The following is a 23,308-nucleotide window of genomic DNA, read 5'->3' on the forward strand; positions in this document are numbered from 1 at the left end:
CCGTCACTCCACGAAGTACGTCGGGTTCGGGAGCTTGTACGTGCGGTCGGCGTAGCCGCCCTGGAGGTCCGACTCCTGGTCGCCGAAGTTGCCGACGATCTCGTAGCCGAGGGACTCGATGTGCTTCCGCGTGCCCGACTTGTACTGCACGGTGGTGCAGTTCCAGGCGGCGGCCGTGGCGCAGTCGGCCAGGTAGGCGGGCGGGTTCGCCTTGTCCTTGAGGAAGACGTGGCCCTTGTCGAGGTTGACGTCGATGCCGACCTTCTTCAGGTTCTCCACGGCGGCCGCGCGCTGCGTCTCACCGAGGCCCGAGTTGTAGAAGACCTCGACGCCCTTGGACTCGGCGTAGCGGATCAGCTCGGGCGTGCCGAAGACGGCGGGCCGGTCGGCCTTGCCGACGTACTCCTTCCAACTGGCGTCGTTGTAGACGTAGTTGGTCTTCTTCTCGTAGTCGAGGCTGAGCAGCAGCGTGTCGTCGATGTCGAAGACGATCGCGGGCCTGTCGCCCTTGCCGTGGTGCTGCCGGGCCGCCGCGGCGATCTGCCGCTTCGCGCCCTTCTCGATCCGGGCGAGGTCGTCGGCGTACGGGCTGTCGGGCGAGGCCTGCCACACGCCGTCGGCGTCCTGCTTCGCGCCGTAGTAGGAGTCGATCTCCTTGGTGAGGAGGCCGATGTTGTGCGGCTCCGCGGTGGTCTTCGCGTTCGTGGAACCCGCGCCGGCGGAGCCCGCGGTGACGACGCCGGCGAGTACGAGGGAAGCGACCGTCGCTGTGGCGGCGGCGAGGTGGCGCTTGCGCATCGGTGATCCATTTCTGGAGCGACGGCCGTGCGGCCGTCGTGGACGGGGGACTTCGTGCAGGTGGATGCATGTCTACGCGCATCACACGGAGTCCCGCGACCCCCTTTGCCAGATCGATACCGACGCCGATATGGAAGCTCCATTGCACCGGCATGGCGCCCTGTTGACCGTGCCTTGAATTCGCCCATCTAGGGTCAAAGGAAGCGCACGACCCACAGAATGCAGGCCCCATCGTGACCGTGACCCCGACGAGTCTTCTGCCGCTCGCCTCCGGCGATCGCGCCACTTCCCCCGTGCTCCTCGGCTTCTTCGCCATGGGCGGCCTCGTCGCCATCTGGGCGGGCCTGAGCTGGGCGTTCGACATCCGGGGCATGGCCCCGGTGGGCTATCTGCGGGTGCTCGGCGCGGCGCTCACCCTCGCGGGCCTGGTGCTCCTCTTCGTCACCTACGCCCTGTGGCACCTCGGCTGACGCGCCGCGCCGTACCCATCAGGCCCAGGGCCGCCAGTCCCCCAGGTACGACTCCCGGGTGTGCGAGGCCGCCTGGTCCTCGGTGAGTTGCGGGCGGTTCTCCGGGACCGGGCGGGCCGCGCCGGGCCCGGTGTTCCGGTACTCGGCGAACCGCTGCTCCTGCCACGGGAAGTTCGCCGACATGTCGGCGTAGGGCGCGCTCGCGTCGATGCCGCGGCCGAGCCGTGACTCGCGGACCACGAGCGCGGGCCGCGCCGTCGTGTCCGAGCTGGGCACCCAGGGGCGGGCCAGCTTGTAGTACGCGTCCGGGGCGGTGGAGGCGATCCTCGCCCGGCTCACCAGGAAGCCGCGCGGGTTGGCGACCGCCGTGGACGGCGCGAACACGAAGCCGTACGGCGCCGATGCCAGGTCGGTGCGGTCGAGCGTGCGGAAGTCGCAGCGCTCGAACACGGCGGTGCCGCGCCCGAAGACGAAGTCCACGTCGCCCTCGACGTAACAGTCGTGGAAGTACTGGCGGGCGAAGGCGGTGAGCGCGGCGGAGTCGGCGTAGAGCGTGTCCTGGTGGCCGAGGAAGCGGCACTGGTGGAACGCCGAGCGGTCCCCCGTCACCTTGACGGCGACGGCCTGCGTGCCGGTGGTCCCCGGGTGGTCGGCGCGCAGCCAGTCGTTGGCGAACGTGACGTGCCGCGCGGTGAATCCGTCGGGGCGCAGGGTGACGGTGGCGCTGCCGCTGGTGCCGTACATGCCGCTGCCGTCGGGCTTCGGGGTGCCGGCGGCGTTGTCGTACACGACGACCGTGTCGCGGGGGTCGCCCGTCGCGCCGATCCACGTCGTGCCGGTGGCCGTCGCGGGGACGCTCACCGTCTCCCGGTAGGTGCCGGGGGCGATGACGAGGGTGTGGCCGGGGGCGGCGGCCGCGGTGACGGCCTCCTGGACGGTGCGGTGGTCGCCGGCGCCGCCGGGGTGGACGTACAGGGTGGTCGGGGTGAGGCGGTCCTTCGGCGAGCCGTAGCGGCCGAACGGGCGGGAGGAGGCGGCGTACGACGGGGGCGCGGCGGCGGTCGCGGCGAGCGCCGCGGCGGCGCCCGTGAGGAAGCGTCTTCTCGTGGGGCGGGTGGACATGAAGCGGCTCCTGGGAAGGTGGAGGGGCTGATTCACTGCGACGTCATCCGAGCCGCTCGGGGCCCGCGCCCCGCGCCACCACCTTCGGCACCGACTTCGCCGGGTCGACGCGGGTGCGCAGCGTCGGCTTCCAGCCCGCGTCCGCGCGCAGCGGGGCGTCCGCGTGGTCCGCGTTGTACGCCGCCACGAGGTCGACCGTCCTGCCGTCGACCTGGTTGCCGACGGCTGTCACGGGATAGTCGTCCCAGCGGTGCAGGACGGCGCCCGCCCCGATGTCCTTGGGGAGCGTGAAGGCGTTCTTCTCGGCGTAGAGCTGCGACTCGAAGCCGATGCCGAACGAGTAGGAGTAGTCAGCGGTGCCGACATATGAGTTGTTGTAGACGTCGACCTGGCCGAAGCGGACGCGCGGGGCGCGCTCGACGAGGTTCTTGAAGAGGTTGTGGTGCAGGGTGACGCGCAGCTTTCCGCGGTCGGTGGCTCCCGCGCCGTTGCTGTTGCCGATCATCAGGGTCTTGTCGTGGTCGGCGAAGACGTTCCAGGAGGCGGTCACGTAGTCGGCGCCCTTGACGATGTCGAGCTCGCCGTCGTGCTGCTGGTAGACGCGGCCGAAGTAGCTGGGCAGCGTGGAGTCCGGGTGGTCGCCGTCGGTGAACTCGTTGTGGTCGAGCCACACATGGGTGGAGTTGTACACGACGGCGGAGTCGTACTCGGAGTTCCAGTTGCCGGTGTCGCCGTCGGTCGGATCCCACTGCGGGAAGCAGTCGAGCGGGGACTCGAGGGTGAGGCCGCGCACGATGACGTTGTCGACGCCGTTGATCTGGAGGCTGCCGCCGACGATGCCGGGGTTCTTCCCCACGCCGATGATGGTGGTGTTGGCGGGGACGTTCGCCTTGATGGCCTTGGCCTGGGCGGCGGCGGACGCGGCCCGCAGGTCCTCCTGGGCGCCGCTGACCTCCTTGTCGTAGCCCCAGACCGCCGGGTCGTAGTCGGCGAGGTACTGGTCGAGGTCGTAGCCGTCGGCGGCGAAGTCCGCGCAGGTCGCGCCGTCCGCGTCGAGCGTGCCCTTGATCCTGACGATCTTCGGGGCGGTGCCGCCGTCCGCGAAGGCGGCCTTCAGCCCGGCCCAGGTGGTGACGGTGTAGACGTGGTCGGCGTCGGCCGCGGCGCCGCCCGTGGTGCCGGTGGTGGCGGAGGCCCAGCCGTCGTGCTCGGCGAGGGTCTGGCGGGCGAGGTCGCGGGCGCGGGGCTCGGCGGCGCCCGCGGTGCCGACGGCGCCGGTGACCGCGAGGACGACGGCGGTGCAGCCCGCGGCGCCGGCCAGCGCGGCGGCGTAGGTCTTCTTGCTCTTCCCGTGTGCTCTCACTGTGCGGCTCCTGGGGAACGAGGGTCGGGTCAGGCGGGGGTGGTGCCGGTGAGCCAGGTCAGGCGGGACTGCCACGCCGGGTCGAGCTCGTCGACGGCGTCGCCGAGGCGGCGCACGTCGCGGGCGGGCAGCACGCTCCGGCCGCGCAGCTCCTCGGCGACGAGGCGGGCCACGGCGATCGCGCCGGGCGGATTGACGTGCGTGTTGTCCTGCTCGGTGGCGGTCCAGTTGAAGTACGTCTTGGTCTCCTCGACGCCGAGCTTGCGCCACAGCGCGAGGGACAGGGCCTGGATGTCGAGGAGCGCGACGCCCTCCTCATCGGCGAGGGCGCGCATCGCCGCCGGGTAGTCGCCGTGGGTCGGCAGGGAGTTGCCGTCCCCGTCGAACCTTCTGCGCTCGACGGGGGTGGCGAGCACCGGCCGGGCGCCCTTGGCCCGCGCCCCGTCGACGTACAGCTTCAGGTGGTCCTGGTACGTCGACCAGGGCTCGGTGTAGCGCGCGGGGTCGGCGCTCTTCTCGTCGTTGTGCGCGAACTGGATCAGGAGGAGGTCGCCGGGGCGGATCGCGGCGAGGATCGTGTCGAGGCGGCCCTCGTCGACGAAGCTCTTCGAACTGCAGCCGTTGACCGCGTGGTTGGCGACGCGGACGCGGTCGGAGAGGAAGAGCGGGAGGGCCATGCCCCAGCCGGTCTCGGGCTTGGCGTCGAGGTACTTCTGGGCGGCGGTGGAGTCGCCCGCGACGAAGAGGGTGCGCCGGTCGTGGCGGGCGGTGGCGGCGGTGGCCGGGGCGGCGAGGGCCGTCGCGAGCGGCACGGCGGCGAGGGCGGCCAGGGCGGTTCTTCGGGTGGTCGACACGTCGAGGTGCCGTCCTTTCGGTGACCGGGGTGTGGTGGGGCCGGCGGCGGGAGCAGCGGGGCACGAGGCGTCCCGCCACCGGCCCGGTCTAGAGTGAACGGCCTTACGGAACGTGCTAGTTGGCCTGCTGCTTCCACTCGGCCTGCGCCTTGTTCAGCTGGTCGGCGAGCTGGTCGAGGAAGGTCTTGGCGGTCGTCTTGCCGAGCAGCACCTTCTGGAAGTCGTCCTCGTTGTCGGCCTTGGAGATGGTGTTCCAGTCGGGCAGGTAGTACGGCAGCTGCACGATCTTGGTGGAGCCGGACTGGAGGGCCTCGGCGGCCAGCTTGGTCGGCTCGGACTTCTGCACCCAGTCGTCCTTGGCTGCCTCGGTGTTGGCCGGGATCTGCTTGGCCGACTCGTTCCACTTGCTGTTCTCGGCGTGCGAGGCGGCGAACTCCATGAACTTCCAGGCGGCCTTCTTGTTCTTGCTCGCCTTGAACAGGCCGAGACCGTCGACCGGGTTGGAGACCTGGACGCGGGTGCCGTTCGGGCCCGTCGGGTTGGGGATGCCGCGGAACTTGTCGCCGAAGGCCTTCACGTGGTCGCCGTACGAGCCGAGGTTGTGGCTCAGCATGCCGATCTTGCCGCTGTCGTACTGGGCGACCATCTTCGTGAAGTCGTTGTTGACGTCGGCGGACGGCGTCGCCTTCTTGTAGAGGTCGGCGTACTTCTGGAGCGCGGCCACGTTCTTCGGGTCGTTGACCGTGGTCTTCTCGTTGTTCTCGTCCCAGAACGAGGTGATGCCGCTCTGCCCGTACGTGGCGTCGAGGGCCTGCGCGATGGAGCCCTCGCCGCCGCGGATGGTGTAACCGAACTCGTTCTTGCCGGTGTCGGTGAGCTTGGACGCGGCCTGGAAGAACTTGTCCCAGGTCGTCGGCGCGTCGAGGCCCGCCTTGTCGAACAGGTCGGTGCGGTAGTAGAGGACACCGTTGTTGGCGGAGGTCGGCAGCTCGTAGACCTTGTCCCCTGCGCCGCCCGCCGCCTTCACCGACTCCATGAACGCGTCGTTGAGCTTGCCGTTCAGAGAGCTCGTGGCGATGCGCTCGTCGAGCGGCTCCAGGGCGTCCTGCGCGGCGACGCCCGCCAGCATCGCGGTGCCGACGCCGCCGACGTCGGGCAGCCCGCCGCCCTGGATGGCGGTGTCGTACTTGGACTGCACGTTCTCGGCGGGGATGCCGACGTACTTGACCTTGATGTTCGGGTTCTTCTTCTCGAAGTCCTTGATGATCTCCATCCAGACGTCGCGGCGCACGGCCGTGTTGTTGTCCCAGAAGGTGATCTCGCCCTTGCCTGAGCCCTCGTCACCCTTGTCGCCGCCCGCGCCGCTGCCGTCGTCGCCGCAGGCGGTGGCGGTGAGCGCGAGGACGGTGCTGATCGCGACGGCGGTGCCGGTGCGCAGTGCGGATCTGCGGATGCCGCTGCGGGTTCCTCTGCGTGCACTGATGGTCATGGTCGGCTCTCTTCTTCTGGATCCAACGGGAGGGTGATGCTGCGGAGGTGCGTGAACCGTGCGGCGCCGGGTGCGGCGTCCGTCGCCGTGCCGGTCGTGGCCGGAGCGCGCGTCATGCCGACACCGCCTTCCTGACCAGTGCCGACGCCCGCGCGCGGTCGAGTGCGCCGTCGGCGACGACCGTGACTACGCGGCGTACGGCGGTGCCGCCCGCCGCGACGGCGAGGCGGGACGTCGAGGCCAGCGAGGAGCCGACGCCGGGGTACTCGTCGGTGCGGACGAACCACGGGTCGCGGCGGGTCTCGGCGGTGGCGCCCGCGAACACGAGAGTCCAGCCGCCGCCCGCCATCGCCAGCCAGTCGGCCGTGCGGCCGTGGACCGCGGCCTCGCCCTCGTCCGTGGCGGTGAACACGGCCGGGGCCGCCGCCCCCTTCGGCGCCCGCCAGAAGAAGCCCCCGTACGCGGCGCCGGGGCGGCCGTTCGTGGCGGGGCTGCCGATGGACAGTTCGGCGTCCGACGGGTTGGTGAGCGAGAAGGTCAGGTCGAGGGCCCAGGCGTCGTCCGCGAGCGGGGTGACGGCGACCGTGCGGCGCTCGCGCAGCAGCGGCTCGGAGCCGTCCGCGATCCAGTCCAGGTCCTCCACGAACCCGTCCGGGTCGCACAGCTTGAACTCGCGGTGCCGCTGCTCGCCGTGGTTGTCGAGCTCGGTCGGCCCCCGGTCGCGGACGTAGGTGCGACCGCCCCAGAAGTTCCGCCCGGCGACATCCGGCACCGCGACGCCCACGCCGAGGTGGTGCGCGTGGTCGGCGGGCGCGAACTCCGTGACGGGCGTGCCCGCGAGGGTCGTGACCGGGTGCAGACAGGGGCGCGGCGACAGGCGGCGCTCGACGTCGGGGCGCAGCTCGTACCGGGCGACGGGGCGGCCGGCGCAGGTCAGCGTCAGGGGCACGGTGACGAGGCCGCTCAGGGTGCGGGTCACGACGTGGCCTCCGCCGCGGGGTCGGCCCAGGGGGCGCCGAGCCCCGCGAATCCGGTGAGTCGCTCGGCGCTCGCGGCGACGAGCCCGTCCGCGCCGGGCACCACGCGGCGCACGGTGCCCGGCCCGTCGGCCCGCACCTCGGTCCACGCCTCGCGCGGCAGCGCCACCGGGTCGGGCGCCCGCCGGATCGCCTCGACGACGCGCATGAACGCGCCGGTCGCGGCGGGCGGCACGAGCAGCGGCGTCGCGCCGTCGGTGGCGAGGTGGTCGATCAGGTTCGCGAGGAGGTCGGTGCGGCCGTGCACGGTCTCCTCGGGGCCGCGTCCCGCGCGCTGCACGAGGACGCGGTCCTGCTTGTACCAGAAGGTGATGCGGCCCCGGCTGCCGTGCACGACGACGTACGGCTCGTCGGGCCGCTCGGCGCAGAGCGTCGCGGCGACGGTGACGCGCGATCCTGTGCGGGTGGTCAGCTCGACGTACGAGGTGTCGTCGGCCTCGATGGCGTTGGCGCGGTACAGCTCGGTGTGCACGGAGGTGAGGTCGTCGCCGCCGGTCGCGCCGTCGAGGGCGAGGGACGTGGCGACGGCGTGGGCGAGCGGGTTGGTGAGCACGCCGTCGACGACGTCGACGGTCCTGCCGCCGTCGCCGGGCAGGCGGCGGCGCCCGGCCCAGGGGGCGCGCCGGTAGTACGCCTCGTCGCGGGCCCAGGCACCGGCGGCGCCGATGCCGAGGGGCTCGCCGATGAAACCGTCCCGTACGAGATCTCGTACATGGGACACCGCGTGCGAGCCGAGCGACTGGAAGCCGATCTGGCAGGCGATCCCCGCCTCGGCCACCCCGGCCGCCATCCGCTCGTACTCCGTGTACGACGGCGCGGGCGGCTTCTCCAGGAGCAGGTGCACGCCGCGCGAGGCCGCCACCAGGGCCAGGTCGGTGTGGGTCGGGATCGGCGTGCAGATGATCGCGACGCGGGCGCCCGTGCGGTCGAGCAGCTCCCCGAAGTCGGCGGACTGCGCGATCCCTGCGGCGTCGAACCCGTCGAGCTCCGCCGCCTCCAGGGGCCGCAGTTCGCACACCCCGACGAGCCTGACCCGGCCCGCCGCCGCGAGCCCGCGCAGATTGTCCAGGTGCCAGCGTCCGTGTCCGCGGGCGCCCGCGAGGACGACGGGGACGGGTTCGGTGACCGGTTCGCCGGTGTGGGTCCGCGTGATCGACTTGATCTCCATGGTGCTTGTCATCCCTTCACCGCTCCCGCGCTGAACCCTGTGACGAGCCATTTCTGGATGAACGCGAAGACGATCACGACGGGCAGCGCGGCCACGACGCCGCCTGCGGCGAGCGCGCCGAGGTCGACGGAGTCGGCGCCCATGAGGGTGGCGAGGCCGACCGGGATCGTCTGCTTGTCCTGGTTGGAGAGGAACATCAGGGCGAACAGGAAGTGGTTCCAGCTGTGCACGAAGGCGAAGGAGCCCACCGCGATGAGGCCGGGCCGCAGCAGCGGCAGGACGACGGCGCAGAAGGCGCGGAAGCGTCCGCAGCCGTCGACCCACGCGGCCTCTTCGAGGGAGTACGGCACGTTCTTGATGAAGCCGCTGATGAGGATCATCGTGAGCGGCAGCTGGAAGACGGTCTCGGCGATGATGACGCTGCCGAGCGAGTTGATCATCCGCAGGTTGGCAAAGATCTGGAAGAGCGGGACCAGCATCAGGGCGCCCGGGATGAACTGCGAGCAGAGCAGGGCGAGCATGAAGCCCCGCTTGATCCGGAAGTTGAAGCGGGCGAGCGCGTAGCCGCCGGCGAGCGCCACGACCGTCGTCATCAGCATCGAGGCGAGGCCGACCAGCAGGCTGTTCTGGAAGAAGATCCCGAAGGACCGCTCGTTCCACACCTTGTCGAAGTGCTCGAAGGTGAGCGGCCAGGGCACGAGCGAGGTGGAGCCGGTGGGCCGGAAGGCGAAGAGCAGCATCCAGTAGAACGGGACGAGCGTGAACAGCAGGTACACGCCGAGCGGCACATAGATCTGCCAGCGCGGCACGTCGTCCCAGGAGCGGCCCTTCCCGGCGGGGGTGAGGTCGGCGCGGTGCCGGCCGCCGCCGGACGACGCGGCGACGGGCGCGGGCGTGGTGGCGGTCGACTGGGCTTCCTTGACGGTCACTTGTCCTCGCCCCCGAACTTGCTCAGGCGGAGATAGAGCATCGAGCAGAACAGGAGGATCACGAAGGCGATGGACGTCAGCGCGGACGCGTAGCCGAAGTCGTGGCTGTCGACGGCGATGGACGCGATGCGCAGCGGCAGGGTGGTCGTCTCACCCGCGGGCCCGCCGCCGGTGAGGGTGTAGAGCAGGTCGACGTTGTTGAACTCCCACACCGCGCGCAGCAGCGTGGACAGGATGATGGCGTCCTTGAGGTGCGGCAGCGTGATGTGGAAGAACTGCCGGACACGGCTCGCCCCGTCGACCTCCGCGGCCTCGTACAGGTCCTTCGAGACGGATTGCAGGTCCGCGAGGATGAGGATCGCGAAGAAGGGGACCCCGCGCCAGAGTTCGGCGGTGACGACGGCCGGGAAGACCGTCGCGGTGTCGGACAGCCAGGACGTCCCGTACGCGCCGATGCCGGCGTCGGCGAGGTAGCGCGTGATGCCGGTCTGCGAGTTGTAGAGCAGCATCCAGACCGCCGAGGTGAGCACGCCGGAGACGGCCCAGGGCGAGAAGACGAGGGCGCGGGCGAGGCCGCGGCCGACGAACGTCTGGTTGACGACGAGCGCGAGCCCGAGGCCGAGCAGCAGTTGCAGCACCACCTGGACGACGACCCATTGGAGGCTGAAGCCCAGCGTGCGCCAGAAGTCCGGGTCGTTGGTGAACGCGGTGACGAAGTTCTCGAGACCGGCGAACCCGTTCCGCCAGGGCTTGGTCGGGTTGTAGTGCTGGAGGCTGTAGTAGAAGACGCTGATGACGGGATACGCGATGAAGCCCAGCATCAGCAGCCCGGCGGGCGCGATCAGCAGATACGGGAGCCTGCGCGGGGTCGCGGACTTGCGGCTCCGGGGCGGCGACGCGCCCTGCGGGGCTTTGGCCACGGCTGCGGCTTGGGCCATGACGGGAACTCCGTTCTCGGTGGCTCAGGTCGGTGCGGTTCTGCGGTCGTAGAAAGCGCTTGCACGTGACACGTATCGAAGCGCTTCCCGGACGATGTTCGGGGTGTCGGCCGATGCGGGCGACGGCGGTACGGGTGCGGGGTTCAGCTCGCGTACGGATCCGGGACGGTGCCCGGCCTGGCCAGGAAGGCGAAGTCGCAGCCGGTGTCGGCCTGCGTGATCTGCTCGTTGTAGAGGACGCCGTAGCCGCGCTCGTGGCGCTCGGCGGGCGGTGTCCACGCGGCCCTGCGGCGCTCCAACTCCTCGTCGTCCACGTCGAGTCGGAGGCTGCGGGCCGCGACGTCGAGGGTGATGGTGTCGCCGCTGCGGACCAGCGCGAGCGGGCCGCCGACGTGCGACTCGGGGGCGATGTGCAGCACGCACGCCCCGTAGCTCGTGCCGCTCATCCGGGCGTCGGAGAGCCTGACCATGTCGCGCACGCCCTGCTTGAGCAGGTGGTCGGGGATGGGCAGCATCCCGTACTCGGGCATGCCCGGCCCGCCCTTGGGGCCCGAGCCGCGCAGCACCAGGACGCTGTCGGCGGTGATGCCGAGCCCCGGGTCGTCGATGGTGCGCTGCATGGTCTTGTAGTCGTCGAAGACGACGGCGGTGCCGGTGTGCTTGAGCAGGTGCGGTTCGGCGGCGATGTGCTTGATGACGGCGCCGTCGGGGCAGAGGTTGCCGCGCAGGACCGCGACGCCGCCCTCGGCTGCGACCGGGTTCGTACGGGGGCGGATCACGTCGTCGTCGTGGACCTCCGCGCGCTCGATCCGGTCGCCGAACCGCCCGTCGACCGTGGGCCGTTCGAGGTGCAGCAGGTCGGCGATCCGGGAGTGGAACGCGGGAAGGCCGCCGGCGAAGTGGAAGTCCTCCATGAGGTACGTCCGCCCGCCCGGCCGCACGTTCGCGAGCACGGGCACGGTGCGCGCGATCCGGTCGAAGTCGTCGAGCGTGAGCGGCACCCCGGCCCGCCCCGCCATGGCGATCAGGTGGATGACGGCGTTGGTGGAGCCGCCGAGTCCGAGCACGGTGGTGACGGCGTCCTCGAAGGCCTCGGGGGTGAGGATCCCGGACGGCTTCAGCGCGGTCCACGCGAGCTCGACGGCGCGGCGCCCGGAGGCGGCGGCCATCCGCTCGTGACCGGAGTCGACGGCCGGGATCGAGGAGGCGCCGGGCAGCGTCATGCCGAGGGCCTCGGCCGCCGCGGTCATGGTGGACGCGGTCCCCATGGTCATGCAGTGCCCCGGCGAGCGCGCCAAGCCGCCCTGGAGTTCACGGAGTTCGCAGTCGGTGAGGTTGCCCGCGCGGTGCTCGTCCCAGTACTTCCACATGTCGGTGCCCGAGCCGAGCGTCTCGCCGCGCCAGTGTCCCGGCAGCATCGGACCGGCCGGCACGAAGATCGCCGGCACGTCGGCGGACGCCGCGCCCATGAGCAGCGCCGGGGTCGACTTGTCGCAGCCGCCGAGCAGCACCGCCGCGTCGACCGGGTACGAGCGCAGCAGCTCTTCGGTCTCCATGGCGAGCAGGTTCCGGTAGAGCATCGGCGTCGGCTTCTGGTACGTCTCCGAGAGCGTGGCCACGGGGAACTCGAGCGGGAAGCCGCCCGCCTGCCACACGCCCCGCTTGACCGCCTCCGCACGCTCGCGCAGATGGACGTGGCAGGGGTTGATGTCGGACCACGTGTTGAGGACGGCGACGACCGGGCGGCCCCGGTACTCCTCGGCCTCGTAGCCGAGTTGGCGCATCCGGGCGTTGTGGGACCAGGTGCGCAGCTGCCCCTCGGTGCCGTACCACTGGTGGGAGCGGAGCTGTTCGGGAGCGAGCCGGGCTCTGGGCACGTCGGTCACAGGGACCACCTCGTCGCGATCTCGGCGACCTCGGCCCGCTCCGGCTCGGGCAGTTCCTTGCTCGGCGGGCGGACGTCGCGGCGGCACAGGCCGAGCGAGGCCAGGGCCTCCTTGACGACGGTGACGTTGTTGGCGGAGGCGTCGGCGCCGCGCAGTTCCTCGAAGCGGCGGATCTGCTCCCAGACCTTCATGGCGGCGACGTAGTCCCCGGTTCGAAGCGCTTCGATCATGGACAGGGAGACGCGCGGCGCGACGTTCACGAGCCCGGAGGTGAAGCCGGTGGCGCCCGCGGAGAAGTAGGAGGGCGCGTACGGCTCGGCGAGCCCGGCGACCCAGACGAAGCGGTCGAGGCCCGCGTCCCGGGCGAAGCCCGCGAACCGCGCGGCGTCCGGCACCGCGTACTTCACGCCGATCACGTTCGGGCAGTCCTCGCCGAGTTCGGCGAGCCGGGCGCCGGGGAGCGCCGGGTTCCTCAGGTACGGGACGACGCCGAGCTCGGGGACGGCCCGCGCGATGGCCCGGTGGTAGTCGACCCAGCCCACCTCGGAGACGTACGGGTGGACGGGCTGGTGGACCATCACCATGTGGGCGCCGTGCTCGCGGGCGTGCCGGGCGGCCTCGACGGCGGTCGGCACGTCGTGGCCGACGCCGACGAGCACGATGCCGCGCTCCCCCACCTCGTCGAGGGTCACCTCGGTGACGAGGCGGCGCTCCTCGGGGGTGAGGGCGTAGAACTCGCCGGTGTTTCCGTTCGGGGTGAGGGTGCGCACCCCGTTGTCGAGCAGCCGTCGCAGCAGGGCCCGGTACCGGCCCTCGTCGACGGACCCGTCCTCGGTGAACGGGGTCACCGGGATCGCGACCACGTCGGCGAGCGCGGCCCGCTGGGTCTCGAACGTCGCCGGTGTGGCTGATGTCGCCGTCATGAGTCGCGCTCACCCTTTTCTTCCCGGTCCTCCCGCACTTCAGGGAAGGCCCGCTCGACGAACGACGCGATGTGGTCCCGCAGGGCACGCGAGGCCCCCTGGGCGTCGCCGGCGAGGGCGAGCTCCAGGATCTCCTGGTGCTCGGCGGCCTCCCGCTCCCACGAGGGGTCGGCGGCCCAGGCCACGGCGGACACCAGGGCGGCCTGGTCGCGGACCTCGTCGAGCATCCGGCCGAGCAGGGGGTTGCCGCAGGGGAGGTAGAGGGCGCGGTGGAACTCCCGGTTGGCGAGGGAGCGCTGGGCCGTGTCGTCCGCGGTGGCGGCGCTGTGCAGGGCGGCGCGGGCGGCGTCGAGGGAGGCGCGGCGGCGCACGGTGCGGCGCAGCGCCTCCGGTTCGAGCAGCAGCCGCACGTCGTAGACCTCGCGGGCCATGTCGGCGTCCACCATGCGCACCGTGACGCCCTTGTACTGGCTCATCACGACGAGCCCGGTCCCCGCGAGGGTCTTCAGCGCCTCGCGCACGGGGGTCTTGGAGACCCCGAACTGCGCGGCGACGTCGGTCTCCACCAGGGCCTGCCCGGGGCGCAGCTGCCCCGTCAGGATGCGGCGCTTGATCTCCTCCAGGACGTACTGGGTGCGGGAAGGGATCGGCGTGGGCACAGAGGTCATGCGGGCCTCTCGTATGGCGTATCGCGTCTCATATATGACGTACGAAGTACGACGCGTTGAAGCTAGAAGCGCCGCCATGTTTCGTCAACGCTTCCGGCAGAGGAATTCCGCCGAACTTCTTTTGATCTTGGGCCAGTTGCCGCCACCGTGGTCGGCCCGAGGCGGGCTCAGAGCGCCGCGAGGGCCCGCCGCACCGCTTCCAAGTCGCCGTCCGACGCCAACCCGGCGTGATACAGGCGCAGTTCGTTCGCGCCCAGGTCACGTGCGGTCCGGGCGTCGGACTCCAGGGTGCCGGGGCTTCCGCCCATGCCGCGGACGACGGTGAGGTTGGCGGCGACCACGCCCCGGCCCTGGTCGGCGAACGGCCGGACGAGGCCCGCGCCGCCTGTGCAGGGGACGACGACGCCGTCGGCGACGGAGAGGATGTGCGCCGGGTCGACGCCCGCGTTGGCGCCGCAGTGGTACGACACCGGGTCGGCGTGCAACAGCACCTGGAAGCCGTCGGGGGCCGCGGACCGCACCGCCGCGACCGCCGCCTCCTGCAGGCCCCGGGCCACGGTGTCGCGGTGGGCGCGGGTGGCCCGCGCGGTGTCGGCACCGAGCAGCTTCTCGACCGTGGGCCAGCCGTCGTCCGCCGCCTCGCCCCGCCACACGGGCTCCAGCGCGGACCGCACCGCCACGGCGAGCGCGACGTGGTCGAGGCCCTGCGCGGCGTATCCCTCGCGGCACGCCGGGCAGAAGCACAGCGACATGAGGTACTGGCCCGCCTCGCCGAATCCGACCCCGGCGGTCTTGTCGTGGGCGTGCAGGTGGGCGAGGCCGTACCAGCCGAGGGATTCGAGTTCGGTGCCGCGGGCGCCGGGGCGGGTGGCCGCCTCCGCCGCGAGGTCGACGAGGTAGGCGCGGGTGGGGGGCTGTGCGATGCACGGCGCCCAGGGGTAGCGGTCGCCGTAGGCGTTGACGACGGAGGTGTCGGGGTGTTCGGCGCCCAGGCGGGAGTTGTGGGCGAGCACGACCCAGGTGTGGACGTCGAGCCCGGCGCCCGCGAGGGCCTCGGCGGCCTCGGCGTAGGCGTCGCCAGGGGCCCAGTCCCCGGACTCGTACGGTCGCAACTCCCGCCCCTGCCAACGCTGTTGGTCGGGCGGGTAGAGGACGGCCGCGTGCTCGGCGGTCACGATGCGGTGGCGTGGGTGGCGTGGTGTCAGGGCACGCGTGGAGTGGTACGCGGCGGCGAGGGTGACCTGCTGGACGCCGAGGTCGGCGATGCGGCGGGCGGCGTCCGGGTCGCCGTTGACGTCCCAGGGGTAGACGAAGGCCGAAGTCCTCACGCGTCCGCTCCTTCCAGCAGCCGGCGTCCGTGCTCGACGAGTTCGGCGAGCCGCTTGACGTGCTCCTCGCCCGGATCGTGCAGGGGCGACCGTACGCCGCCGACGTCGAGCCCGCCGAGCCGCACCCCCGCCTTCACGAGGGACACCGCGTACCCCTTCCCCTGGTTGCGCAGTTCGACGAGCGGCCGGTAGAAGCCGTCGATGAGCCGGTTGGCCGTGGTGTCGTCGCCGCTGTTCAGCGCCCCGTGGAAGGCCTGCGCGATGTCGGGGGCGAAGGCGAAGACGGCGGAGGAGTAGAGGGTGACGCCGATGCCGCGGTAGGCGAGCCCGGTGAGTTCGGCGGTGGGGAGCCCGTTGAAGTGGAGGAAGTCCTCCGACACCTCGGTGCGGACGGCGCTGACGATGCGCTGCATGAGGTCGAGGTCGCCGAGGCCGTCCTTGAGGCCGATGATCCTGGGGTGGCGGGCGAGCGCGACGACGGTCTCCGGGGTGAAGACCGCGTTGTCGCGCTGGTAGACGACGACGTCGAGGGAGGTGGCGTCGGCCAGCTCCGTGTAGTGCCGAAGCAGTCCCTCCTGCCCGGCGACGACGAGGTAGGGCGGCATCGCCAACAGGCCTTCGGCGCCCGCCCGTTCGGCCGCGCGCGCGTAGCGGACGGCGAGCGCGGTGCCGTAGCCGGCGCCCGCGACGACGGGCACCCGGCCCGCCGTCGCCTCGACGGCGGCCGCCACGCACTCCTCGAACTCCTCCGGCGTGAGCGCGTGGAACTCGCCGGTGCCGCAGCAGGCGAACACGGCGGCGGCGCCCGCCTCGACGCCGCGGTCGACGTGGGTGCGGTAGGTGTCGAGGTCCACGGCCCCGTCGGGTCCGTAGGCGGTGACGGGGAAGAAGAGCGGCCCGCTGGGAATACTGAGGCGAGCGGCGAGAGGAGCTGACGTCACGATCTCTCCCTGGTCACATTCATGACTGTTATTTACATTTCTGAACGCCCACCGTAAGACCCCCTTCGAGCACGGTCAAGCGTCCGAACTCACGCCCGATGCAGCTCCCTTGACGGCCGTGACGGCACTCCATAGCGTTTCCTTCCATCCACGAATGTGAACGGCTCACAGACACGGAGATCACGCGCATGCCCCGCACCCTCCTGCTCACCGGCGCGGCCGGCGGACTCGGCACCCTGATGCGGGAGCTGCTCCCCCAGTACGGCTACGAACTCCGCCTGCTCGACGTCCGCCCGATCGACGACGCGCCCGACGCGATCGTCGCCGACCTCAACGACACGGACGCCCTGCGCGAGGCGGTGCGCGGCGTCGACGGTGTGCTGCACCTCGCCGGGATCTCCGTCGAGTCGACCTTCGAGAAGATCCTCGACTCCAACATCAGGGGCACGTACCACCTGTACGAGGCCGTGCGCGCGGAGGCCGCGTCCCGCGCCGACGGCACCGCGCCCCGCGTCGTCTTCGCCTCCTCCAACCACGCCATCGGCTTCGCGCCGCGCCCGCGCGTCGAGGACGGCGAGCCGCTGGTCCCGGTGGAGACCCCGCGCCGCCCCGACACCCACTACGGCCTGTCGAAGTCGTTCGGCGAGGACCTCGCCCAGTTCGCCTGGGACAAGCACGGCATCGAGACGGTCTCCGTCCGCATCGGCTCCTGCTTCAGGGAGCCCACGGACGTCCGCATGATGTCGGTGTGGATGAGCCCCGCCGACGGCGCCCGCCTCTTCCACGCGGCGCTGTCCGCCGAGAAGGTCGGCCACACCGTCGTCTACGGCTCCTCCGCCAACACCCGTCTGTGGTGGGACCTCTCCAGCGCCCGCGCCCTCGGCTACGAGCCGCAGGACGACTCCGAGGTGTACGCGGAGAAGCTGCTGGCCGAGCACGGGCCGCTCAGCGACGACGTCCCCGCGCACCGCTACATGGGCGGCCGCTTCGTCGACGACCCGCCGATCTGGCCGTACTGAGCACGGCACTGCGCGGCGGGCGGGCACCGAACGGGCCCGCCCGCCGCCTTGTTCGGGCATCCGTGCCGCCCGAACCCACACGCTCCCCCGCTCCCCCGCAGGTCCACGCCCGATCCCGCATCCCGTGAAGCGGGCCCGAACGGGCACCATCGGGCCCGCTGCGGGCCTGTTCACCTCGGCGAACCGCCGGTACAACTTCCGGTGCGGGTCCTTCCGGGCCCGAACGGGCAGTGACGGTTGCGAACGGGCAGGGCCGGTACGGAGGTCGGTGGGGATGAGCGCGGAGGAACGACAGCGGGAGATCGTGCGGGTCGCACGGCACTCCGGCTCCGTCGACGTCACCGAACTCGCGGCGGCGCTCGGCGTCGCCAAGGAGACCGTGCGTCGCGATCTGCGGGCGCTCGAGGACCACGGCCTGGTGCGGCGCACGCACGGCGGCGCGTACCCCGTGGAGAGCGCCGGATTCGAGACGACGCTCGCGTTCCGCACCACGATGCACGTGCCGGAGAAGCGGCGGATCGCCGCGGCCGCCGCCGATCTGCTCGGCGACGCGGAGACCGTCTTCGTCGACGAGGGCTTCACCCCCCAGCTCATCGCCGAGGCGCTGCCGCGCGAGCGCCCGCTCACCGTCGTGACCGCCTCCCTCGCCACCGCGGGCGCGCTCGCGGAGAACGACAACACGACCGTGCTGCTGCTCGGCGGCCGGGTCCGTTCGGGCACGCTCGCGACGGTCGACCACTGGACGACGAAGATGCTCGCCGGATTCGTCGTCGACCTCGCCTACATCGGCGCCAACGGCATCTCCCGCGACCACGGCCTGACCACCCCCGATCCGGCCGTCAGCGAGGTCAAGGCGCAGGCCATCAGGGCCGCGCGCCGCACCGTCTTCGCGGGCGTGCACACCAAGTTCGGGGCGGTCAGCTTCTGCCGCTTCGCCCCGGTGGGCGCCCTCGAGGCGATCGTCACCAGCACCCAGCTGCCCGCGCCGGAGGCCCACCGCTACTCGCTGATGGGGCCCCAGGTCATCCGCGTCTGAACACCCACAACTCCAGGAGCATCGATGCGAACCCAGAGCCGCCGCAGGCCACCGGGCAACCTGCTCGTGATGGCCGCCGCGGGGACGCTGCTCACCCCCTTCCTGTCCGGCTGCTGGGTCGGTGCCGGCGGACTCGGCAGTGGCGGTGACTCCCTCAACGTCCTCATGGTCAACAACCCGCAGATGGTCGAGCTCCAGAAGCTCACGGCCAAGCACTTCACCCGCGAGACCGGCATCAAGGTGAACTTCACGGTGCTGCCGGAGAACGACGTACGCGACAAGATCAGCCAGGACTTCGCCAACCAGGCGGGCCAGTACGACGTCGCGACGCTCTCCAACTACGAGATCCCGATCTATGCCCGCAACGGCTGGCTGCGCTCGCTCGGCCCGTACGTCGCCAAGGACAAGGCCTTCGACCAGAAGGACATCCTCGCCCCGATGCGCGAGTCGCTGACCGGCGACGACGGCAAGCTGTACGGCCAGCCCTTCTACGGCGAGTCGTCGTTCCTCATGTACCGCAAGGACGTCTTCGCCAAGAAGGGCCTGAAGATGCCCGAGCACCCGACCTGGCAGCAGGTCGCGGACCTGTCGGCGAAGGTCGACGGCGCCGAGAAGGGCATGAAGGGCATCTGCCTGCGCGGACTGCCCGGCTGGGGCGAGTCGATGGCGCCACTGACGACGGTCGTGAACACCTTCGGCGGCACCTGGTTCGACAAGGACTGGAAGGCCCGCCTCGACGACAAGGGCTTCAAGGACGCCACCAGGTTCTACGTCGACCTGGTGCGCAAGCACGGCGAGTCCGGCGCCGCCCAGTCCGGCTTCGCCGAGTGCCTCAACAACCTCACCCAGGGCAAGACCGCCATGTGGTACGACGCCACCTCGGCCGCGGGCTCCCTCGAAGCGGCCAAGTCCCCGGTCAAGGGCAAGATCGGCTATGTCTCCGCACCCGTCGAGAAGACGAAGTCGAGCGGCTGGCTCTACACCTGGGCGTGGGGCCTGCAGAAGGCGTCGCCCAACCCGGACAAGGCCTGGAAGTTCATCTCCTGGGCGTCCGGCAAGGAGTACGAGAAGCTCGTCGGCGAGAAGTTCGGCTGGGCCAATGTGCCGGCAGGCAAGCGCGCCTCCACGTACGACATCCCGCAGTACCGCGAGGAGGCCGCGCCGTTCCAGGCGCAGACGCGGGCCGCCATCGAGAGCGCGCGGCCCGGCGATCCGGGCGTGCAGCCGCGGCCGGCGCCCGGCATCCAGTTCGTCGGCATCCCCGAGTTCACCGACCTCGGCACCAAGGTCTCGCAGGAGATCAGCGCGGCCGTCGCCGGGCGCCAGTCGGTCGACACGGCCCTGGCCAAGTCCCAGAAGCTCGCGGCCGAGATCGCGAAGGAGTACGAGGGCCGATGACCACGACGACCGCTCCCGCGCCCCCTGTCACCCGCGCGCCCGCGACCCCGAACGCGCCGAGCAGGCTGCGCGCCTGGGCGACCCGCGCGCCGCTGCTCCCCGCCCTGGTCTTCATGATCGTGGTCACCCAACTCCCGTTCGTGGCCACGCTCGTGATCTCGTTCTTCGACTGGAACGCGCTGTACCCGGACGCCCGGCACTTCACCGGGTTCGGCAACTACTCCGAGGTCCTCACCGACCCGGATCTGCGCAAGTCCGTCCTCACCACGATCGTCCTGACGGTGTCGGTGGTGGTGGCGAGCCTGGTCATCGGCCTGGCGCTCGCGCTGCTGCTCGACCGGCGCTTCAAGGGCCGCGGGCTGGTCCGCACGCTGCTGATCGCGCCGTTCCTGGTCGTCCCCGTGGCCGCCGCGCTGCTGTGGAAGCACGTCCTCTACAACCCCGAATACGGCCTGCTCAACGGCCTGTTGCACTACGTCGGCGGTCCGCAGCCCGACTGGATCTCCAACACGCCGCTGCTCGCGGTGGAGATCTCGCTGATCTGGCAGTGGACCCCGTTCATGATGCTGATCCTGCTCGCGGGCCTGCAGTCCCGCTCCCCCGAGCACCTGGAGGCCGCCCGCGTGGACGGCGCCGGTCCGTGGCAGATCTTCCGCCATCTGACGCTGCCGCACCTGCGCAGGTATCTGGAGCTCGGCGCGCTGCTCGGCTCGATCTACATCGTGCAGAACTTCGACGCCGTCTTCACCATCACCTCCGGCGGCCTCGGCACCGCGAACCTGCCGTACACCGTCTACCAGTCCTTCTACCAGGCCCACGAGAACGGTCTCGCCTCGGCGGCCGGCGTCCTGGTCGTCATCGGTTCGATCATCATCGCGACGTTCGCGCTGCGCGTCGTGTCGTCGCTGTTCCGCGAGGAGGTGTCACGCTGATGACGTTCTCGACCTTCCTGCGGAGCAAGGGGCTCGGGCTGCTCGCGTGGCTGGCCGGCATCGTCTTCTTCCTGCCGATCGCCTGGATGGCGCTGACGTCCTTCCACTCGGAGTCGGACGCCGCCACCAACCCGCCGTCGTTCGCCGCCGCGCTCACCCTCGACGGCTACCGCGACTTCTTCGGCGCGGACGGCGGCGCAAGCCCCTGGCCCGCGCTGATCAACTCGACGGTGGCCTCGGTCGTCGCGACGCTGTTCGTGCTCGTGCTGGCGCTCCCCGCGGCGTACGCGCTGTCGATCCGGCGGGTCCGCAAGTGGACGGACGTGCTGTTCTTCTTCCTGTCCACGAAGATGCTGCCGGTGGTGGCCGGGCTGCTGCCGATCTATCTCTTCGCGAAGAACACCGGGTTCCTCGACAACATCTGGCTGCTCGTCATCCTCTACACGTCGATGAACCTGCCGATCGCCGTGTGGATGATGCAGTCGTTCCTCGCCGAGGTGCCGGTGGCGGTCATCGAGGCCGCGCAGATCGACGGGGCGAAGCTGCCGACCGTACTGACCCGGGTGGTGGCGCCGATCGCCCTGCCGGGCATCGCGGCGACGGCCCTGATCTGCTTCATCTTCTCCTGGAACGAGCTGCTCTTCGCGCGGGTGCTGACCGGCGTCGTCGCGCAGACCGCTCCCGTCTTCCTGACCGGCTTCATCACGAGCCAGGGCCTGTTCCTGGCGAAGGTGTGCGCCGCGTCCCTCGTGATCTCCCTGCCGGTGCTCGCGGCAGGGTTCGCCGCCCAGGACAAGCTCGTTCAGGGCCTGTCCCTCGGCGCGGTGAAGTGAACGACTCCCGTACGTGCTTTGGAGGTTGCACATGAAGGCCGCGATCGTGGAATCGGTGGGCAAGGTCGTCGTCGGCGAGGTGCCCGACCCGACACCCGGCCCCCGCGACGTGATCGTCGAGGTCGCGGCCTGCGGGCTCTGCGGCACCGATCTCCACATCCTGCAGGGCGAGTTCGCCCCCACGCTGCCGGTGGTTCCCGGCCACGAGTTCGCCGGCACGATCGCCGAAGTGGGGCGTGACGTCACGGAGCTGCGGGTCGGCGACCGGGTGGCGGTCGACCCGTCCCTGCACTGCCACGAGTGCCGCTACTGTCGCGCCGGGCGCGGCAACCTGTGCGAGCGGTGGGCGGCCATCGGGGTGTCGACGGCGGGCGGCGCCGCGCAGTACGCCGTCGCGCCCGTCGCCAACTGCGTGCCGCTCCCCGACCACGTGAAGACGCAGGACGCCGCGCTCATCGAGCCGCTCTCGTGCGCGGTGCGCGGGTACGACGTGCTCCAGTCGCGGCTCGGCGCGCACGTGCTCATCTACGGTTCCGGGACCATGGGCCTGATGATGCTGGAGCTGGCCAAGCGGACCGGCGCGGCGAGCGTCGACGTCGTGGACCTCAACCCGGACCGGCTCGCGACGGCCAAGCAGCTCGGCGTCTCGGCGTCGGCGGCGAACCCGGACGAGCTCGACCGCCCGACCGGCTGGGACGTCGTCATCGACGCGACCGGCAACGCGGCGGCGATCCAGGACGGACTCGGCCGGGTCGCGAAGGCGGGCACGTTCCTCCAGTTCGGCGTGGCCGACTACGCGACCCGCGTGGAGATCGACCCGTACCGCATCTACAACCAGGAGATCACCATCACCGGCTCGATGGCGGTCCTGCACAGCTACGAGCGGGCGGCCGAGCTGTTCGCGGGCGGCGTCCTCGACCCGGCCGTCTTCATCAGCGACCAACTCCCGCTCGACAACTACCCGCAAGCTCTCGACCAGTTCGCGTCCGGCGTGGGCCGCAAGATCGTGGTGGTGCCCTGACATGACGACGGTGCGGGCCCGTGCCTCCCGGCCGGGCCCGCACCGCTGTCCGCCATGGTGGGGTCCGCGTCAGTGTCGCGGCCCGCGGCGGCCCCGTTCCTCGCCGGGCATGCCGTCGCCCTTCGGATTGTCGAACTCGATCTTCTCCTTGCGGACGGTGTCGGAGACCTCCTTCGTCTCCGTGACCCGCTCGGTCTCCAGGCGGACCCGCTCCACCGGAACGGTCTCCTTGCGGACGACCGGGCGCTCCGCGTGCAGCGTCACCTCGGTCTCGGCCTCGCTGATCTTGCCCTTGTGGCCGTCGCCCTCACGGATCGGCTCGCGCACGACGCGGACCTCCTCGTGGGAGACGGGCACCGACGTGGTGACGTTCTCGGTCTCGACCGTCTTGCGCAGGTGGGCGTGGCCGACCTCCTGCTCCTCGACGCCGACGCGCAGGCGTTCCTCGTAGCGGATCATCTCGTCGGCCTTGCCGTCGCCGCCCGCACCGGCCCGCATGGCGGGCTCGCGCTCGGCGGCGCCCGCGTGCCGGCCGCCGCTCTCGGATCCGGCCCCGGAGCGCGTGCCCATGGCACCCGCGCCGGCACCGGCGCCCGCTCCCGCGAGACCGGCGGTACCGGCCGCGCCCGCGGTTCCCGCCGTGCCGCCGGACATGCCGCCCGATGCACCGCCCGACGTGCCGGCCATGCCGGTGCGCCCGGTGCCGGAGTCGGCCGACGGGCGGGTCATCCCGTAGTGCCGGTACAGCTCGTTCTTCTCGGACTCGTCGAGATGCTGGTCGGCGTCGACCCGCGGGGCGTCCTTGACGGCTTCCCTCGTGTACCGCACGTTCAGCCGATCGCCGTCGTGCGTGGCACCACTCAGCGGCACGAAGGTCTCCTTCATGCCGAAGAGACCCGTCTTGACCGTCACCCAGTCGGCCTTGCCGGTCCTGTCATCGAGGTAGACCCGCTCGACGCTGCCGATCTTTTCCCCGGTGCGGTCGTAGGCGGTGAGCCCGACGAGGGCATTCGGGTCGTTGATCTCGCTCTGCGTCATGCGTGATCACTCCCTTCGGGACATGGAGGCGGCTGGTGGCCGCCGCGTGGACCATGTGCCTCTGTTCCATCCCGCGATGGACCCGGGGAGTTCGCAACAAGGAGCTTCACTCGGCGT

General features: G+C 71.2%; 22 protein-coding genes. 7 read left to right on the forward strand and 15 right to left on the reverse strand.

Annotated elements, in window-relative coordinates:
• Positions 1-3: 3 nt before the first annotated feature.
• Positions 4-798: an HAD family acid phosphatase gene (locus ACTWJ8_RS11350; RefSeq protein ID WP_356388416.1), complete on the reverse strand. Its 795-nt coding sequence runs from the start codon at positions 796-798 to the stop codon at positions 4-6.
• A gap of 233 nt (positions 799-1,031) precedes the next feature.
• On the opposite strand from ACTWJ8_RS11350, the gene ACTWJ8_RS11355 reads away from it, so the two are divergent.
• On the forward strand, positions 1,032-1,268 hold the full coding sequence (locus ACTWJ8_RS11355; protein WP_356388414.1) for a hypothetical protein: 237 nt from the start codon (positions 1,032-1,034) through the stop codon (positions 1,266-1,268).
• 18 nt (positions 1,269-1,286) lie between these two features.
• Here ACTWJ8_RS11355 and ACTWJ8_RS11360 read toward each other — a convergent pair whose 3' ends face one another.
• The 13 genes from ACTWJ8_RS11360 to ACTWJ8_RS11420 form a co-directional block, all read right to left on the reverse strand.
• On the reverse strand, positions 1,287-2,390 hold the full coding sequence (locus ACTWJ8_RS11360) for a pectinesterase family protein (protein ID WP_356388412.1): 1,104 nt from the start codon (positions 2,388-2,390) through the stop codon (positions 1,287-1,289).
• Between the two features lie 43 nt (positions 2,391-2,433).
• Entirely contained in the window at positions 2,434-3,753 is a 1,320-nt protein-coding gene (locus ACTWJ8_RS11365) for a pectate lyase family protein (protein WP_443263730.1), read from the reverse strand.
• A 29-nt stretch (positions 3,754-3,782) separates the two neighbouring features.
• Complete coding sequence (locus ACTWJ8_RS11370; protein ID WP_443263731.1) at positions 3,783-4,607, reverse strand: rhamnogalacturonan acetylesterase; 825 nt, start codon at positions 4,605-4,607, stop codon at positions 3,783-3,785.
• Positions 4,608-4,722: 115 nt separating this feature from the next.
• Entirely contained in the window at positions 4,723-6,096 is a 1,374-nt protein-coding gene (locus ACTWJ8_RS11375) for an ABC transporter substrate-binding protein (protein ID WP_356388406.1), read from the reverse strand.
• Positions 6,097-6,208: 112 nt separating this feature from the next.
• Positions 6,209-7,075 carry a PmoA family protein gene (locus tag ACTWJ8_RS11380; RefSeq protein WP_443263732.1) on the reverse strand — a complete coding sequence of 289 codons (867 nt, stop codon included), beginning with the start codon at positions 7,073-7,075 and terminating at the stop codon, positions 6,209-6,211.
• A complete protein-coding gene (locus ACTWJ8_RS11385; RefSeq protein WP_443264867.1) occupies positions 7,072-8,301 on the reverse strand; it encodes a Gfo/Idh/MocA family protein in 1,230 nt (409 codons plus the stop codon). Before ACTWJ8_RS11385 ends, ACTWJ8_RS11380 begins: the two co-directional genes overlap by 4 nt.
• Before the next feature lie 8 nt (positions 8,302-8,309).
• Entirely contained in the window at positions 8,310-9,230 is a 921-nt protein-coding gene (locus tag ACTWJ8_RS11390; RefSeq protein ID WP_443263733.1) for a carbohydrate ABC transporter permease, read from the reverse strand.
• Entirely contained in the window at positions 9,227-10,168 is a 942-nt protein-coding gene (locus tag ACTWJ8_RS11395) for a carbohydrate ABC transporter permease (RefSeq protein ID WP_443263734.1), read from the reverse strand. The genes ACTWJ8_RS11390 and ACTWJ8_RS11395 overlap by 4 nt, the downstream gene beginning before the upstream one ends.
• 143 nt (positions 10,169-10,311) lie before the next feature.
• Positions 10,312-12,054: an L-arabinonate dehydratase gene (gene araD, locus ACTWJ8_RS11400; RefSeq protein WP_443263735.1), complete on the reverse strand. Its 1,743-nt coding sequence runs from the start codon at positions 12,052-12,054 to the stop codon at positions 10,312-10,314.
• On the reverse strand, positions 12,051-12,977 hold the full coding sequence (locus ACTWJ8_RS11405; protein ID WP_443263736.1) for a dihydrodipicolinate synthase family protein: 927 nt from the start codon (positions 12,975-12,977) through the stop codon (positions 12,051-12,053). Before ACTWJ8_RS11405 ends, araD begins: the two co-directional genes overlap by 4 nt.
• Entirely contained in the window at positions 12,974-13,645 is a 672-nt protein-coding gene (locus ACTWJ8_RS11410) for a GntR family transcriptional regulator (protein WP_443263737.1), read from the reverse strand. Before ACTWJ8_RS11410 ends, ACTWJ8_RS11405 begins: the two co-directional genes overlap by 4 nt.
• A gap of 167 nt (positions 13,646-13,812) precedes the next feature.
• Complete coding sequence (locus tag ACTWJ8_RS11415) at positions 13,813-14,973, reverse strand: hypothetical protein (protein ID WP_443263738.1); 1,161 nt, start codon at positions 14,971-14,973, stop codon at positions 13,813-13,815.
• Complete coding sequence (locus tag ACTWJ8_RS11420) at positions 14,970-15,914, reverse strand: 5-dehydro-4-deoxyglucarate dehydratase (RefSeq protein ID WP_443263739.1); 945 nt, start codon at positions 15,912-15,914, stop codon at positions 14,970-14,972. The genes ACTWJ8_RS11415 and ACTWJ8_RS11420 overlap by 4 nt, the downstream gene beginning before the upstream one ends.
• 188 nt (positions 15,915-16,102) lie before the next feature.
• Here ACTWJ8_RS11420 and ACTWJ8_RS11425 point away from each other — a divergent pair, with 188 nt between their 5' ends.
• The 6 genes from ACTWJ8_RS11425 (at position 16,103) to ACTWJ8_RS11450 (ending at position 22,153) form a co-directional block, all read left to right on the forward strand.
• Positions 16,103-16,933: an NAD-dependent epimerase/dehydratase family protein gene (locus ACTWJ8_RS11425; protein ID WP_443263740.1), complete on the forward strand. Its 831-nt coding sequence runs from the start codon at positions 16,103-16,105 to the stop codon at positions 16,931-16,933.
• A gap of 274 nt (positions 16,934-17,207) precedes the next feature.
• On the forward strand, positions 17,208-17,969 hold the full coding sequence (locus ACTWJ8_RS11430) for a DeoR/GlpR family DNA-binding transcription regulator (protein WP_356388390.1): 762 nt from the start codon (positions 17,208-17,210) through the stop codon (positions 17,967-17,969).
• Positions 17,970-17,993: 24 nt separating this feature from the next.
• Entirely contained in the window at positions 17,994-19,367 is a 1,374-nt protein-coding gene (locus tag ACTWJ8_RS11435; protein WP_356388388.1) for an ABC transporter substrate-binding protein, read from the forward strand.
• Positions 19,364-20,299, forward strand: coding sequence for a carbohydrate ABC transporter permease (locus ACTWJ8_RS11440; protein WP_356388386.1), 936 nt, complete (start codon positions 19,364-19,366; stop codon positions 20,297-20,299). The genes ACTWJ8_RS11435 and ACTWJ8_RS11440 overlap by 4 nt, the downstream gene beginning before the upstream one ends.
• A complete protein-coding gene (locus ACTWJ8_RS11445) occupies positions 20,299-21,132 on the forward strand; it encodes a carbohydrate ABC transporter permease (RefSeq protein ID WP_356388384.1) in 834 nt (277 codons plus the stop codon). The genes ACTWJ8_RS11440 and ACTWJ8_RS11445 overlap by 1 nt, the downstream gene beginning before the upstream one ends.
• A 31-nt stretch (positions 21,133-21,163) precedes the next feature.
• Positions 21,164-22,153: a zinc-dependent alcohol dehydrogenase family protein gene (locus ACTWJ8_RS11450; protein WP_443263741.1), complete on the forward strand. Its 990-nt coding sequence runs from the start codon at positions 21,164-21,166 to the stop codon at positions 22,151-22,153.
• 69 nt (positions 22,154-22,222) lie between these two features.
• Here the strand turns inward: ACTWJ8_RS11450 and ACTWJ8_RS11455 are convergent, their stop codons facing one another.
• A complete protein-coding gene (locus ACTWJ8_RS11455) occupies positions 22,223-23,191 on the reverse strand; it encodes a PRC and DUF2382 domain-containing protein (RefSeq protein ID WP_443263742.1) in 969 nt (322 codons plus the stop codon).
• Between the last annotated feature and the right edge of the window lie 117 nt (positions 23,192-23,308).

Origin of the sequence: Streptomyces sp. SDT5-1, from assembly GCF_052245995.1 — a bacterium.
In the GTDB taxonomy this organism is placed as follows: domain Bacteria; phylum Actinomycetota; class Actinomycetes; order Streptomycetales; family Streptomycetaceae; genus Streptomyces.

Coding starts and splice junctions, on each gene's coding strand:
- ACTWJ8_RS11375 (WP_356388406.1), bottom strand. CDS start 6,096: ATGACCATCAGTGCACGCAGAGGAACCCGCAGCGGCATCCGCAGATCC.
- ACTWJ8_RS11395 (WP_443263734.1), bottom strand. CDS start 10,168: ATGGCCCAAGCCGCAGCCGTGGCCAAAGCCCCGCAGGGCGCGTCGCCG.
- ACTWJ8_RS11445 (WP_356388384.1), top strand. CDS start 20,299: ATGACGTTCTCGACCTTCCTGCGGAGCAAGGGGCTCGGGCTGCTCGCG.
- ACTWJ8_RS11385 (WP_443264867.1), bottom strand. CDS start 8,301: ATGGAGATCAAGTCGATCACGCGGACCCACACCGGCGAACCGGTCACC.
- ACTWJ8_RS11435 (WP_356388388.1), top strand. CDS start 17,994: ATGCGAACCCAGAGCCGCCGCAGGCCACCGGGCAACCTGCTCGTGATG.
- ACTWJ8_RS11440 (WP_356388386.1), top strand. CDS start 19,364: ATGACCACGACGACCGCTCCCGCGCCCCCTGTCACCCGCGCGCCCGCG.
- ACTWJ8_RS11430 (WP_356388390.1), top strand. CDS start 17,208: ATGAGCGCGGAGGAACGACAGCGGGAGATCGTGCGGGTCGCACGGCAC.
- ACTWJ8_RS11405 (WP_443263736.1), bottom strand. CDS start 12,977: ATGACGGCGACATCAGCCACACCGGCGACGTTCGAGACCCAGCGGGCC.
- ACTWJ8_RS11350 (WP_356388416.1), bottom strand. CDS start 798: ATGCGCAAGCGCCACCTCGCCGCCGCCACAGCGACGGTCGCTTCCCTC.
- ACTWJ8_RS11425 (WP_443263740.1), top strand. CDS start 16,103: ATGCCCCGCACCCTCCTGCTCACCGGCGCGGCCGGCGGACTCGGCACC.
- ACTWJ8_RS11360 (WP_356388412.1), bottom strand. CDS start 2,390: ATGTCCACCCGCCCCACGAGAAGACGCTTCCTCACGGGCGCCGCCGCG.
- ACTWJ8_RS11410 (WP_443263737.1), bottom strand. CDS start 13,645: ATGACCTCTGTGCCCACGCCGATCCCTTCCCGCACCCAGTACGTCCTG.
- ACTWJ8_RS11455 (WP_443263742.1), bottom strand. CDS start 23,191: ATGACGCAGAGCGAGATCAACGACCCGAATGCCCTCGTCGGGCTCACC.
- ACTWJ8_RS11450 (WP_443263741.1), top strand. CDS start 21,164: ATGAAGGCCGCGATCGTGGAATCGGTGGGCAAGGTCGTCGTCGGCGAG.